The sequence below is a fragment of the Nonomuraea sp. NPDC049607 genome, assembly GCF_040675375.1.
GTDB lineage: Bacteria > Actinomycetota > Actinomycetes > Streptosporangiales > Streptosporangiaceae > Nonomuraea.
The window spans coordinates 217,358-230,878 of the sequence record NZ_JBFAOV010000013.1; the positions used below are offsets into that span (position 1 = coordinate 217,358).

At 70.9% G+C, this 13,521-nt stretch carries 9 protein-coding genes; 2 read left to right on the plus strand and 7 right to left on the minus strand.

Translation table 11 applies throughout. The features are described 5' to 3' along the window. Positions 1–81: 81 nt before the first annotated feature. Both AB0J97_RS25950 and dapD read left to right on the plus strand, forming a co-directional pair. On the plus strand, positions 82–504 hold the full coding sequence (locus tag AB0J97_RS25950) for a pyridoxamine 5'-phosphate oxidase family protein (protein WP_364092698.1): 423 nt from the start codon (positions 82–84) through the stop codon (positions 502–504). Between the two features lie 24 nt (positions 505–528). Then, a complete protein-coding gene (dapD, locus tag AB0J97_RS25955) occupies positions 529–1,491 on the plus strand; it encodes a 2,3,4,5-tetrahydropyridine-2,6-dicarboxylate N-succinyltransferase (protein ID WP_364092700.1) in 963 nt (320 codons plus the stop codon). 125 nt (positions 1,492–1,616) lie between these two features. Here the strand turns inward: dapD and pyk are convergent, their stop codons facing one another. The 7 genes from pyk to gltB form a co-directional block, all read right to left on the minus strand. Continuing rightward, complete coding sequence (gene pyk / locus AB0J97_RS25960) at positions 1,617–3,047, minus strand: pyruvate kinase (protein WP_357704405.1); 1,431 nt, start codon at positions 3,045–3,047, stop codon at positions 1,617–1,619. A gap of 127 nt (positions 3,048–3,174) precedes the next feature. Beyond that, the gene (locus AB0J97_RS25965; protein ID WP_364092702.1) at positions 3,175–3,300 is read right to left on the minus strand and encodes a hypothetical protein; all 126 of its coding nucleotides are present in this window, start codon (positions 3,298–3,300) and stop codon (positions 3,175–3,177) included. Further along, a complete protein-coding gene (locus AB0J97_RS25970; RefSeq protein WP_364092704.1) occupies positions 3,297–5,024 on the minus strand; it encodes a S8 family serine peptidase in 1,728 nt (575 codons plus the stop codon). The genes AB0J97_RS25965 and AB0J97_RS25970 overlap by 4 nt, the downstream gene beginning before the upstream one ends. 99 nt (positions 5,025–5,123) lie before the next feature. Further along, positions 5,124–6,569, minus strand: a complete 1,446-nt coding sequence (locus tag AB0J97_RS25975; protein ID WP_364092706.1) for an MDR family MFS transporter — start codon at positions 6,567–6,569, stop codon at positions 5,124–5,126. Between the two features lie 90 nt (positions 6,570–6,659). Then, entirely contained in the window at positions 6,660–7,241 is a 582-nt protein-coding gene (locus tag AB0J97_RS25980) for a TetR/AcrR family transcriptional regulator (protein WP_364092708.1), read from the minus strand. 103 nt (positions 7,242–7,344) lie between these two features. Next, positions 7,345–8,823: a glutamate synthase subunit beta gene (locus AB0J97_RS25985; protein WP_364092710.1), complete on the minus strand. Its 1,479-nt coding sequence runs from the start codon at positions 8,821–8,823 to the stop codon at positions 7,345–7,347. A gap of 13 nt (positions 8,824–8,836) precedes the next feature. Then, positions 8,837–13,342, minus strand: a complete 4,506-nt coding sequence (gene gltB, locus AB0J97_RS25990) for a glutamate synthase large subunit (protein WP_357704393.1) — start codon at positions 13,340–13,342, stop codon at positions 8,837–8,839. Positions 13,343–13,521 lie beyond the last annotated feature (179 nt).

Here is a 13,521-nt window from a genome sequence, read left to right on the forward strand (position 1 = left end):
GGTGGGCGGGATTTCGCAGGCGGTTCGCCGGGAATAGTCCTGTGTGACGAGTTACGACCCACGAGACGGGGGTGGCGGGGGATGCCGTTGAGCGTGACCGAGCGGGAGGCGTTCCTGGCCGAGCCGCACATCGCGAGCCTGGCGGTGGAGACGGGCGCGGGACGGGCGCCGCTGGCCGTGCCCGTCTGGTACGACTACGTCCCGGGCGGGGAGCTGAGGTTCCTGACCGACAGCGAGTCGCACAAGGCGCGGCTGGTGGCGAAGGCGGGCCGGTTCACGATGCTGGTCCAGCGGATCAGCCCGACCTACCGGTACGTGTCGGTCGACGGCCCGGTGGTGCGGTCCGACCCCACGACGGTCGAGGAGCTGACCCGCATCGCGGCCCGCTACCTGCCGCAGGAGGCGGTGTCGGGCTACGTGCACGGCTCGGACCTGCACGTCCTGGTGACCTTCAGGATGCGTCCCGAGCGGTGGCTGTCGGCGGACCTGGGCTCCTTGGGCTGACCGGGCGCCCGGTATTTTTGGCCTGTGACTGCTATCGATCCCACCTCCACCGGCGCCCACGGCGTCGGCCTCGCGACCATCGCCGACGACGGCACCGTTCTCGACACCTGGTTCCCGGCTCCCGAGCTGGGCGAGCCGCCCGTGACGGGCACCGAGCGGCTCTCCGCCGAGGAGGCCGGCGAGCTGGCCGCGCTGACCGGCCGCGACGTGGCGCGGGGCGTCGAGGTGGTGGCGGTGCGCACGGGCCTCGCCAAGCTCTCCGAGCCGCCGGTCGACGCCCACGACGTCTACCTGCGGCTGCACCTGCTCTCCCACCGTCTGGTCCGGCCGCACGGCGTGAACCTGGACGGCCAGTTCGGCCTGCTGGCGAACGTCGTGTGGACGAACTTCGGGCCGTGCCCGGTGCCCGGCTTCGAGCGCACGCGGCTGCGCCTGCGGAGCAGGGGCGTGGTGACGGTGTACGGCGTGGACAAGTTCCCGCGCATGGTCGACTACGTGCTGCCGGAGGGCGTGCGGATCGCCGACGCCGACCGGGTGCGGCTGGGCGCCCACCTGGCCTCGGGCACGGTGGTCATGCACGAGGGCTTCGTGAACTTCAACGCCGGCACGGTCGGCACGTCGATGGTCGAGGGGCGCATCTCGGCCGGCGTGGTGGTCGGCGACGGCTCCGACGTCGGCGGCGGCGCCTCGATCATGGGGACGCTGTCGGGCGGCGGCAAGCAGGTCATCTCGATCGGCGAGCGCTGCTTGCTGGGCGCGAACGCCGGCATCGGCATCTCGCTGGGCGACGACTGCGTGGTGGAGGCGGGCCTCTACGTCACGGCGGGCACGCGGGTCACGCTGCCCGACGGAAAGGTGGTCAAGGCGGCGGAGCTGTCCGGCTCGAACGGGATCCTGCTGCGCCGCAACTCGCAGTCGGGCGCGGTGGAGGCACTCCCCCGCACGGGCTCCGGCATCACCCTCAACGCCGCCCTGCACGCCCACTGAATCACTGCTGTGCTCGCGGGCCCCCTCCGGTTCCACGGCGGGGGCCCACAGGGCGCCGCGTCACGGCGGCGCGCCGGTGCGGGGTCTGCGGGCGTCTCCTGGAGGACCCCCGGCCGGAACGCGGGTCAGTTGGCGTGGGAGACCGCGGAGCCGATGGTGTGCACCCGCAGCGCGTTGGTGCTGCCCGGCGTGCCGGGAGGCGAGCCGGCCACGATGACCACCTTGTCGCCCTTCTCCAGCCGCCCGAGCGACAGCAGCGACGCCTCCACCTGCCGCACCATGTCGTCGGTGTGGTGCACGAACGGCACGTGGAACGTCTCCACCCCCCACGTCAGCGAGAGCTGCCCGCGCACGTGCGGGGCCGAGGTGAAGGCCAGCAGCGGGATCGGCGAGCGGTAGCGGGCCAGGCGGCGGGCCGTCTCCCCCGACATGGTGAACGCGATCAGCGCCTTGGCGCCGACGATCGCCCCGACCTCGGCCGCGGCCCTGGCGATGGCGCCGCCGGTGGTCTCCGGCATGCGCTCCAGGGTGTGGGTGGCGTGCAGGGACGACACCTCGGCGGCGCAGGCGATGCGGTCCATCGTGGAGACGGACTCGATCGGGTAGCTGCCGACCGACGTCTCGCCCGACAGCATGACGGCGTCGGCGCCGTCCATGACGGCGTAGGCGACGTCGCTGGCCTCGGCGCGGGTGGGGCGCGGGGCGCTCATCATGGAGTCGAGCATCTGGGTGGCGACGATGACCGGGCGGGCCTTCTCGCGGCACAGCCCGATGATGCGCCGCTGCACGATCGGCACCTGCTCCAGGGGCAGCTCGACGCCGAGGTCGCCGCGGGCGACCATGATGCCGTCGAAGGCCTCGACGATCTCGGGCAGGCGCTCGACGGCCTGCGGCTTCTCGATCTTGGCCAGCAGCGGCAGGCGGACGGCCTCCTGCTCCATGATGTTGCGCACGACGTCGGCGTCGGAGGGACGGCGGACGAAGGACAGCGCGATCATGTCGAAGCCGGTGCGCAGCGCCCAGCGCAGGTCGGCCTCGTCCTTGTCGGTGAGGGCGGGGGCGCTGACGTTGATGCCCGGCAGGTTGAGGCCCTTGTTGTTGGAGATCATGCCGCCGATGACGACGCGGGTGGTGACGCGGTCGCCGTCGACGCGGGTGGCCTCCAGGACCAGGCGGCCGTCGTCGACCAGGATCGTGTCACCGGGACGCACGTCGCCGGGCAGGCCCTTGTAGGTGGTCGAGACCTGCTCGCGGTCTCCGGGGACGTCTTCGGTGGTGATGGTGAAGACGTCGCCGAAGCCGAGGCGCACCGGCCCTTCCTCGAAGGTGCCGACGCGGATCTTGGGGCCCTGCAGGTCGGCGAGGACGCCTACACCGCGGCCGAGGTCGGCCGCCACCTCCCGGACCCGGTCGTAGACCTCTCTGTGCATGTCATGGTCGCCATGACTGAGGTTGAACCGTGCCACGTCCATGCCCGCGGAGATCAGCTCGTGGAGGCGTTCTTTGGACGAAGTGGCTGGGCCTAGGGTGCAGACGATTTTCGCGCGACGAGTCACGAGTCCTACCTTAATTGGTACAGACCACTTGGCAGTCACTGACGACGGAGAACGTACCCGACGTAGGAGAACAACACGAGAACGGTGAGTCCCAGCCGTACCAAGTTCGCGTACTGTTCAGGGTAGATCACGCCTTGGATGTAGTGGTCCACGAAGCCGCTCGGCGGCAGGCCACGAACCCGCCCACGGCCACATAGGCGAGGAAGGCGAAGTGCGTCACCATCACCGCGTACGCGAGCAGGCGGTACATCATGGCTCTATGGTGGCCGCCTTCCAGGCGTTCACGACGCCGTGCCCGTAGAAGCCGTTCTTGGCCGTGTCGCCCTCGCACTCGTGGGTCTCGCTCTCGCCGTACATCTTGTAGACGTAGGCGCGAGGTGTGGGGCAGGCCATGTGGGTGGCGGTCCGGTAGAGCAGGTCCTCGACGGTGGCGGGGTCCATGGACAGGCCGCCGGGGCCCGGCTTGCCGAAGCGGCTGATCAGGATCGCCGCGACGCCGGTGGCGTGCGGGGCGGCCATGGAGGTGCCGTCGAGGTACTGGTAGTAGGAGCAGGTTCCCTTGTGGCAGTCGCGCACGACGTCGGCGCCCTTGGGCTTGCCGGAGGCGTCGATCCGGCCGGCGGCCTTGAGCACGTGCTCGGGGGCGGCGGCCAGGATCGACCGGACGGCCTCGGCGCCCTTGCCGTCCAGCGCGTCGCCGCCGGGGGCGGCCACGTCGGTCTGCTCCAGGCCGTAGTCGCTGTAGATGGCCTTGCGTCCGGACGGGCCGACGGCTGAGACCGAGATCACACCCTTGGACTCGGCGGGCACGTTGATGCATGAGTTGTCTATCTTGCGGGTCTTCTCCTCGCCGCGCGGGTAGCCGGGGCTCTGCTTGTCGGCCGTGGGGCGTCCGAGGTCGGTCGAGCCGTTGCCGAGGGCGGAGACGAGCGTGACGCCCTTGCCGCGGGCGTAGTCGAGGGCGCGCTGCATGCCGACGACGACGGCCTTCTGTTCGAGCTGCTGCTTCCTGGTGTCGGCCTTGTTGGCGGCGCAGTTGAACAGCCAGGGGTCGACGTAGTAGCTCATGTTGACGACGTCCACGCCGATGTCGGCGGCGTAGGTGAGGGCGTCGAGGCTGGGCTTGAGGAAGAAGAAGCCGGAGTCCTGGCCGGCCCTGATGCTGACGAGCTGCACGCCCGGGGCGACGCCGGCGATGCCGATGCCGTTGATCGGGGAGGCGATGGTGCTGGCGACGTGGGTGCCGTGGCCGTCGTCGTCCTCGTCCACGGGGTCCTTGCAGGAGGGGACCTCGCAGGGGCCGTCCAGGGTCTCGCCGCGCTCGTCCTTGGGCTTGTCGGTGACGAAGTTGCGGCTCAGCTCGCGGTTGAAGTTGGGGGCGATGTCGGGGTGCCTGCCGTCGATGCCGGTGTCGATGACGCCGACCAGCACCTTCCTGCTGCCGGGGACCTTGGTGTTGGCCCGGTCGGCGCCGATCATCTTCATGTCCCACTGGAGGTGGGCCAGCGGCTCCCGGGCGGCGCCCGCCATGGATCCGGCGTCGGGGAAGCCCCCGCCCGTCGGGCGTCCGGCTCGGGAGGAGGTGGAGCCGATGACGCGGCGGTCGGGAGAGACGCCGACGATCGCCGGGTCCGCGCCGACGCTCTCGGCGAAGCCGTCGCCGCCGCCCTCGGTGAGGACGTAGCCGAGCTTGCCGTCCTCCTCGACGACCGTGCCGCCGGCGCGCTTGACGGCCTCCAGGGCCTGGCTCTGCTTGCCGTCGGCGTAGAAGACGAGGTTCTGGTTCTGGCCGGTGCGGGAGCCGGTGGTGGCCTGCGCGGAGCCGGTGGGGCCGTCCTGCGCGGGCCGGTCGGAGGTGGCGCGCTCGCCGGCGGCGGCCGAGCACGCGGTCAGCGCGGCGGCGACGGCCAACGCCGTCAGGCCAGAGGCGACTCGCCGCATTGCTCCCCCGTCCACCGACTGTCGCAGAATCTGCATCTTCCCGACACTCCACGGCTGATGCAACTTCAGTATGAAATTTCGGTCGATGGGGGTTATGCGGGCCGTGGGCGTTCTTCCCCAGGGCCCGCTGTGCCGTCAGGTGTCGCGGTGCAGGCGCACGTTCGGCAGGAAGGCCAGCAGGACGGCGCCGACCAGCATGATCGGCGACACCCAGGCGAAGACCCCGGTGATCGCCTCGGCGAACGCCGGCCGTACCGACTCCGGCATCGCCCCCACGGACCCCGAGTCGAGGGCCGCCCGCCCCAGCCCGCCGCTGAAGACGCCCCCGAGCACGGCCACCCCCACGGCGCCGCCCACGTTCCTGGCGAAGGACACCACCGAGGTGGCCGCGCCCCGGTCGGCGGCGGGCGCGGCGACCTGGACGGCCAGCATCAGGTTCTGCAGCACCATGCCGAGCCCGATCCCGAACACCACCATGTACAGCCCGGCCGTGACCGCCCCCGTCCCCAGCTCCATGGTGGAGAACAGGAACGCGGCCACCGTCGCCAGCACCGCCCCGGTCACCACGACCCACTTGTACGTCCCCATCCGGGTCACCACCCGCCCCGCCACGGCCGAGGACGCGATCAGGCCCGCCATCAGCGGAAGCAGCAGCAGCCCCGAGTTCGACGCGCTGGCCCCGGCGGCCAGTTGCAGGTAGAGGGGCAGGAAGGTGGCCGCCCCCACCATCCCGGTCGCCACCAGCACGATCGTGACCGTGGCGATCGTGAACGTACGGTCGCGGAACAGCCCGAGCGGCAGCACCGGCTCCTTGGCCGTACGCTCCGCCAGCACGAACAGCCCCGTCAGCACGACCGCCCCCGCGCCCAGCCCGAGGACGACCGGCGAGGACCACGCGTACGTCGTCCCGCCCCACGAGGCCAGCAGCGTCAGGCAGGTCAGCACCCCGGAGATCAGCGCGGCCCCGGGCCAGTCGATCCGGTGCGGCGAGGTGCGGCGCGGCAGCCGCAGCACGGCGAACGCGACCGCCAGCGCGACGGCCCCGAGCGGCAGGTTGATGTAGAAGATCCAGCGCCAGGAGATGTGCTCGGTGAGGTAGCCGCCGATGACCGGGCCGAGCACGGCGGCCACGCCGGTCACCGCGCCGAACAGGCCCTGGAACTTGGCGCGCTCGCGCGGGGTGGCGATGTCGGCCGAGATCGCCAGGGTCAGCACCATGAGGCCGCCGGCGCCGATGCCCTGGAAGGCGCGGAAGGCGATGAGCTGGGCCATCGTCTGGGCGAGCCCGCACAGAGCCGAGCCGAGGAGGAACAGGGCGATGGCCGACAGGTACAGGCGGCGGCGGCCGTACATGTCGCTGAGCTTGCCGTAGAGGGGCGAGACGATGCCGGAGGTCAGGGAGAACGCCGTGACCAGCCAGGACACGCTCTCAAGGCCGTCCAGCTCGCGCACGATGGTGGGGGTGGCCGTGGCCACCACGGTCTGGTCGACGGCGGCCAGGAACAGGCACAGCAGGAGCGAGCCCATGCTGAGCAGGAGGCCGCGCCGCGGTCCGGCCTCCTGGGCGATTGTCGATACCATTCAGTTGTCTCCTTGCTTCTTTCGCGAGGGCAGGAGGAATCCGCGGCGGTCGGGGGTGCCACCCCGATCGCCGCTTCTCTTCTAGATGGGTCAGAGTCCGCGTTCGATCAGCGCGAACGCCTCGTCGAGCAGTTCTTCGACCGGCTCGTCCGTCGCCGCCGACTCCTGGATGGCGGAGATCACGGCGCCGATCGTGGTGATGAGCAGCATCCGGGCGTGGATGCCGCTCGTGACTCCGGGCCGGGCCCTGACCGCGCCGAGGACCGTCTCCATGATCTGGGTCTGGTCGACGGCGCGCGCCCTGGCGGCCAGCTCGGGATGGCGGTTGTTGAGCTCCATGAACGGCTGCATCGTGTCCCAGACCGGGCGCATGCGCACGGCGAGCTCCCGGGCCACCGCCTTGAGCGACTGGAAGGCGGGCTCGTCGGGCGGACGTTCGCCGAGCAGGCCGACGATGTCGTCCGGCCGCCAGACCGGTTCCATGACGAGCGCCTCCTCCTTGGAGGCGAAGTAGTTGAAGAACGTGCGGGGCGAGATGTCGGCCACCGCGCTGACGGCCTCGACGGTCACGGCGTCGAGGCCCTCGTCGAGCGCCAGCCGCACCGCGGCCAGCCGGATGGCCTGCCGCTTCTCGGCCCGGCGGCGCTCACGGCGCTGCTCCGGACTCTCCATGCGTTGCACTCTACGCAAGCTTTGCACACTCTGCAAGTCTTGCAGAGTGTGCAAATAACGAAGGGCCCCGGAGCCGTCCGGCTCCGGGGCCCTTCACCGCAGGTCAGACCAGCGGACGCGCCGTCGGCAGGATCGGGTACGGCAGCGCCGTCTCCCCGCTCAGGTACCGGTCGACGCCCGAGGCGGCCGAACGGCCCTCGGCGATGGCCCACACGATGAGCGACTGCCCGCGGCCCATGTCACCGGCCACGAACACGCCTTCCACCTTCGACATGTACGTCTTGTCCCGGGCGACGTTGCCGCGGGCGTCGTAGAAGCCCTCGCCCGCGACCTCGGCCAGGTCCTCCAGCAGGGCGCCCTTCTCCGGCCCGAGGAAGCCCATGGACAGCGTGATCAGGTCGGCCGGGATCTCCCGCTCGGTGCCGGGGACCGGCTTGAAGCCGTTCTGCGGCCCCTCGACCTCGACCAGGCGCAACGCCCTGACGTTGCCGTCCTCGTCGCCGACGAACTCGGTGGTGGAGACCGCGTAGACACGGTCGCCGCCGCCGTCGGCCAGCTCCTCGTGCGCGCTCTCCATCTTGAACAGGATGGGGAACGTCGGCCACGGCTGGCCGCCCGGCCGGGAGGCCGGCGGCCGCGGCATGATCTCCAGCTGGGTCACCGACGCGGCGCCCTGCCTGATCGCGGTGCCGATGCAGTCGGCGCCGGTGTCGCCGCCGCCGATCACCACGACGTGCTTGCCCTCGGCCGAGATCGGCGAGACCGCGTAGTCGCCCTCCTGGACCTTGTTGGCCGGCGGCAGGTACTCCATCGCCTGGTGGACGCCCTTGAGATCGCGCCCGGCGACCGGCAGGTCACGCCACTGGGTGGCGCCGCCCGACAGCACCACCGCGTCGAACTCCTCGCGCAGCTCGGCGGCGGTGACGTCGACGCCGACGTTCACGCCGGTGCGGAACCGGGTGCCCTCGGCCCGCATCTGCTCCAGGCGCCGCTCGATGTGGCGCTTCTCCATCTTGAACTCGGGGATGCCGTAGCGCAGCAGGCCGCCGGCGCGGTCGGCGCGCTCGAACACCACCACGTCGTGCCCGGCCCTGGTGAGCTGCTGGGCGGCGGCCAGGCCCGCCGGGCCCGAGCCGACCACGGCCACCTTCTTGCCGGTGCGGACCCGAGGCGGCTGCGGGGTCACCCAGCCCTCGGCGAACGCGCGGTCGATGATCTCGACCTCGACCCGCTTGATCGCCACCGGGTCGGAGTTGATGCCGAGCACGCACGCCGCCTCGCACGGAGCCGGGCAGAGCCTGCCGGTGAACTCCGGGAAGTTGTTCGTGGCGTGCAGCCGCTCGATCGCCTCGCGCCAGTCGGTGCGGTGGACGAGGTCGTTCCACTCGGGGATGAGGTTCCCGAGCGGGCAGCCGTTGTGGCAGAACGGGATGCCGCAGTCCATGCAGCGGGCCGCCTGCCTGGTCAGCTTCTCCTGCGGGAAGTCCTGGTAGACCTCCCGCCAGTCGCTGATGCGGACGTCGACCGGGCGGCGCGCCGGCAGCTCCCGCTCGTGCGTGAGAAAACCCTTGGGGTCAGCCATCGAGTACGCCTCCCTAGCCCTGAACCGCAGCCGCCATGACGGCCTCGTCGATGTCCCTGCCTTCGGCGCGGGCGGCCTCGGCGGCCTCCAGCACCCTCTTGTAGTCGGTCGGCATGATCTTGCCGAACCGGGCGAGCGCGGCGTCCCAGTCGGCCAGCAACTGCTTGGCCACCGGGGACGCGGTCTCGGCGAAGTGCTTCTCGACCGTCTCCTTCAGGAACTCGCCGTCCTGCTCGGTCAGCGTCTCGACGGCGACCATCTCGCGGTTGACCCGCTCGGGCCGCGGGTCGAGCAGGTAGGCGACGCCGCCGGACATGCCGGCCGCGAAGTTGCGCCCGGTCTGGCCGAGCACGACCACCCGGCCGCCGGTCATGTACTCGCACCCGTGGTCGCCCACGCCCTCGACGACCGCCGTCGCGCCGGAGTTGCGCACGCAGAAGCGCTCGCCGACCACCCCGCGGACGAACACCTCGCCGGACGTGGCGCCGTACAGGGCGACGTTGCCGGCGATGATGTGGCCGTCGAGCGGGGCCTCCTCGTGCGGCCGGACGGTGATCCGCCCGCCCGACAGGCCCTTGCCGAGGTAGTCGTTGGCGTCGCCGGTCAGGCGCAGCGTGATCCCGCGGGGCAGGAACGCGCCGAAGGAGTTGCCCGCCGAGCCGGTGAAGCCGATGTCGATGGTGTTGTCGGGCAGGCCCTTGCCGCCGTACCGCTTGGTCACCTGGTAGCCGAGCATGGTGCCGACCGTGCGGTTGACGTTGCGGATGGGCAGCTCCAGCGTGACCTGCGTGCCCTCCTTGAGCGCGCCCTCGGCGAGCTGGATCAGGGTGTTGTCGAGGGCGTGCTCCAGGCCGTGGTCCTGCTCGACGGTGCGCCGCTTGGGCGTGCCCTCGGGCAGGTCGGGCTGGTGCAGGATCGGGGACAGGTCGAGGCCGCCGGCCTTCCAGTGGTTCTCGGCGGCCGTCGTGTCGAGCATCTCGACGTGTCCGATCGCCTCGTCGAGCGTGCGGAAGCCCAGCTCGGCCAGGTACTCGCGGATCTCCTCGGCGATGAACTCGAAGAAGTTGACCACGAACTCGGGCTTGCCGCTGAAGCGCTTGCGCAGCTCGGGGTTCTGCGTCGCCACGCCCACCGGGCAGGTGTCGAGGTGGCAGACCCGCATCATCACGCAGCCGGAGACGACCAGCGGGGCGGTGGCGAAGCCGTACTCCTCGGCGCCCAGCAGGGCGGCGATGACGACGTCGCGGCCGGTCTTGAGCTGGCCGTCCACCTGCACGACGATGCGGTCGCGCAGGTTGTTCAGCAGCAGCGTCTGCTGGGTCTCGGCCAGGCCGAGCTCCCAGGGCGCGCCCGCGTGCTTGAGCGAGGTCAGCGGCGAGGCACCGGTGCCGCCGTCGTGGCCGGAGATGAGCACCACGTCGGCGTGGGCCTTGGACACGCCCGCCGCGACCGTGCCGACGCCGACCTCGGCGACGAGCTTCACGTGGACCCTGGCCTCCGGGTTGGAGTTCTTCAGGTCGTGGATGAGCTGGGCCAGGTCCTCGATCGAGTAGATGTCGTGGTGCGGCGGCGGCGAGATGAGGCCGACGCCGGGCGTGGAGTGGCGGGTCTTGGCGATCCACGGGTAGACCTTGTGGCCGGGGAGCTGGCCGCCCTCGCCGGGCTTGGCCCCCTGAGCCATCTTGATCTGCAGGTCGGCCGCGTTGACCAGGTATTCGCTGGTGACGCCGAACCGGCCGGAGGCCACCTGCTTGATCGCCGACCTGCGGGTGGCGTCGTACAGGCGCTCGGGGTCCTCGCCGCCCTCGCCGGTGTTGGACTTGCCGCCGAGCCGGTTCATCGCGATGGCGAGCGTCTCGTGCGCCTCCATCGAGATCGAGCCGTACGACATCGCGCCCGTGGAGAAGCGCTTGACGATGCTCTCGACGGGCTCGACCTCGTCGAGCGGGATCGGCTGCCCCTTGCGCAGCCTGAACAGGCCGCGCAGGGTCATCAGCCGCTCGGCCTGGGAGTCCACGAGGCTCGTGTACTCCTTGAAGATCTCGTAGCGGCGGGTGCGGGTGGCGTGCTGCAGCTTGAAGACGGTCTCGGGGTTGAACAGGTGCGGCTCGCCCTCGCGCCGCCACTGGTACTCGCCGCCGACCTGGAGCCTGCGGTGGGCGTTCTCCGCCCGGGGGTAGGCGTGGCGGTGGCGCTGGGCGGTCTCCTCGGCCAGCACGTCGAAGCCGACGCCGCCCAGGCGGGACGTCGTGCCGGTGAAGCAGGCGTCGATGACCTCCTGGCTCAGGCCGAGCGCCTCGAAGATCTGCGCGCCGGTGTAGGAGGCCACCGTGGACACGCCCATCTTGGACATGACCTTGATGACGCCCTTGCCGTACGCCTTGATCAGGTTGCGGACGGCCTTGTGCTTGCCGATCTGGAGCGCCCCGGTGTCGACCAGGTCCTCGACGGTCTCGATCGCCAGGTACGGGTTGACCGCGCCGGCGCCGTAGCCGATGAGCAGCGCCATGTGGTGGCACTCGCGGGCCTCGCCGGTCTCGATGACCAGCCCGATCTTGGTCCGGGTCTTCTCCTGGATCAGGTGGTGGTGCACCGCGCCGGTGAGCAGCAGCGACGGGATCGGCGCGAGCGCGTCGGAGGAGCCGCGGTCGGACAGCACGATGATGCGCGCGCCGTCCGCGATGGCCGCCGACGCCTCGGCCCTGATCTCGGCCAGGCGGCCGAGCAGCGCCTGGCCGCCGCCCGCGACCTCGTACAGGCCGCTGATGACGTGCGGGTGGAAGCCCGGCAGGTCGTGCTCGTCGTTGATGTGAATGATCTTGGCGAGCTCGTCGTTGTCGATCACCGGGTACGGCAGCACGAGCTGGCGGCAGGAGGTCGGGCCCGGGTCGAGCAGGTTGCCCTCGGGGCCGAGCACGCTGGCCAGCGAGGTGACCAGCTCTTCCCGGATGGCGTCCAGCGGCGGGTTGGTGACCTGCGCGAACAGCTGCGTGAAGTAGTCGAACAGCAGCCGCGGCTTCTCGCTCAGCACCGCGACCGGCGTGTCGGTGCCCATCGAGCCGATCGGCTCGGCACCGGACCTGGCCATCGGCGACAGGATGATCCGCAGCTCTTCCTCGGTGTAGCCGAAGGTCTGCTGCCGCTTGACCAGCGCCTCGTGCGTGGGGATCTCCCGCTGGCGCGCCGGCAGCTCCTCGAACCTGACCAGCCCGGCGTGCAGCCACTCCTCGTACGGGAGCTCGGCGGCCAGCTCGGCCTTGATCTCGTCGTCCTCGATGATCTTGCCGCGGGCGGTGTCGATGAGGAACATGCGGCCCGGCTGCAGGCGGCCCTTGCGGACGACGTCCTCGGGCTGGAAGTCGAGCACGCCGGCCTCGGAGGCCAGCACGACCAGCCCGTCGGCGGTCACCCAGAACCGCCCCGGACGCAGGCCGTTGCGGTCGAGCACGGCCCCGGCCAGGGTGCCGTCGGTGAACGTGATCGAGGCCGGGCCGTCCCAGGCCTCCATGAGGGAGGAGTGGAACTCGTAGAAGGCGCGGCGCGCCGGATCCATCTCGGTGTGGTTCTCCCACGCCTCGGGGATCATCATCAGCACCGCGTGCGGCAGGCTCCGGCCGCCGATGTGCAGCAGCTCCAGGGCCTCGTCGAAGCTGGCGGTGTCGCTGCCGTCGGGGTCGCAGATCGGGAAGAGCCTGGAGATGTCGCCCGGGATGTGGGCGGAGGACAACATCGCCTCGCGGGCCCGCATCCAGTTGCGGTTGCCCTTGACGGTGTTGATCTCGCCGTTGTGCGCCACGTACCGGTAGGGGTGGGCCAGCGGCCAGCTCGGGAACGTGTTGGTGGAGAAGCGCGAGTGCACCAGCGCGATCGCGCTCTCGTAGCGCTCGTCGCTGAGGTCGGGGAAGAACGGCTCGACCTGGTCGGGCGTGAGCATCCCCTTGTAGACCACCGTGCGGGCCGACAGCGAGGGGAAGTAGACGTCGGCCTCGTGCTCGGACCGCTTGCGCAGGCAGAAGGCCAGCCGGTCGAGGTCGAGGCCCTGCTCGCCGCCGGGGCTCGCCACGAAGAGCTGGGCGAAGTGCGGCATGACGGCGCGGGCGCTCGGGCCCGGCAGGGCGCGGTCGACGGGGACGTCCCGCCAGCCCAGCACCGTGAGGCCCTCCTCGGCCGCGATCTCCTCGATCAGGCCGGTGGCGACGCCCCTGGCCTGCTCGTCGGCCGGTAGGAAGGCGATGCCGGTCGCGTACGCGCCGGCCTCGGGCAGCGCGAACGGCACGACCGCGCGGTAGAACCCATCGGGGATCTGCGTCAGGATCCCGGCTCCGTCGCCGGTGTCCGGCTCGCTACCCTTGGCTCCCCTGTGGTCGAGATTGCACAACGCCGTCAGCGCCTTGACCACGATCGTGTGCCCCCGGCGCCCGGCGACGTCCGCGACCATGGCGACACCGCAGGCATCATGCTCGTTGGCGGGGTGGTAGAGGCCCTGAGGCTCGGGGAATCCGAGGTGGGCAGCAGGCATTGAATCCCTCCCGTCGTCTTCGTCTGTCAAGAACTGCTCTACAGGCGGGGACGACGTTGGCCCTGCTGCATATCGTGGGTAGAGATTACCGCACGCTGCCGGAATGGTGCCCGCCGCGTCCGCATTGCGAACATTGCGCACGGTTCCAGCATCCGAACCCGCCATCCCAAACCCCGGAC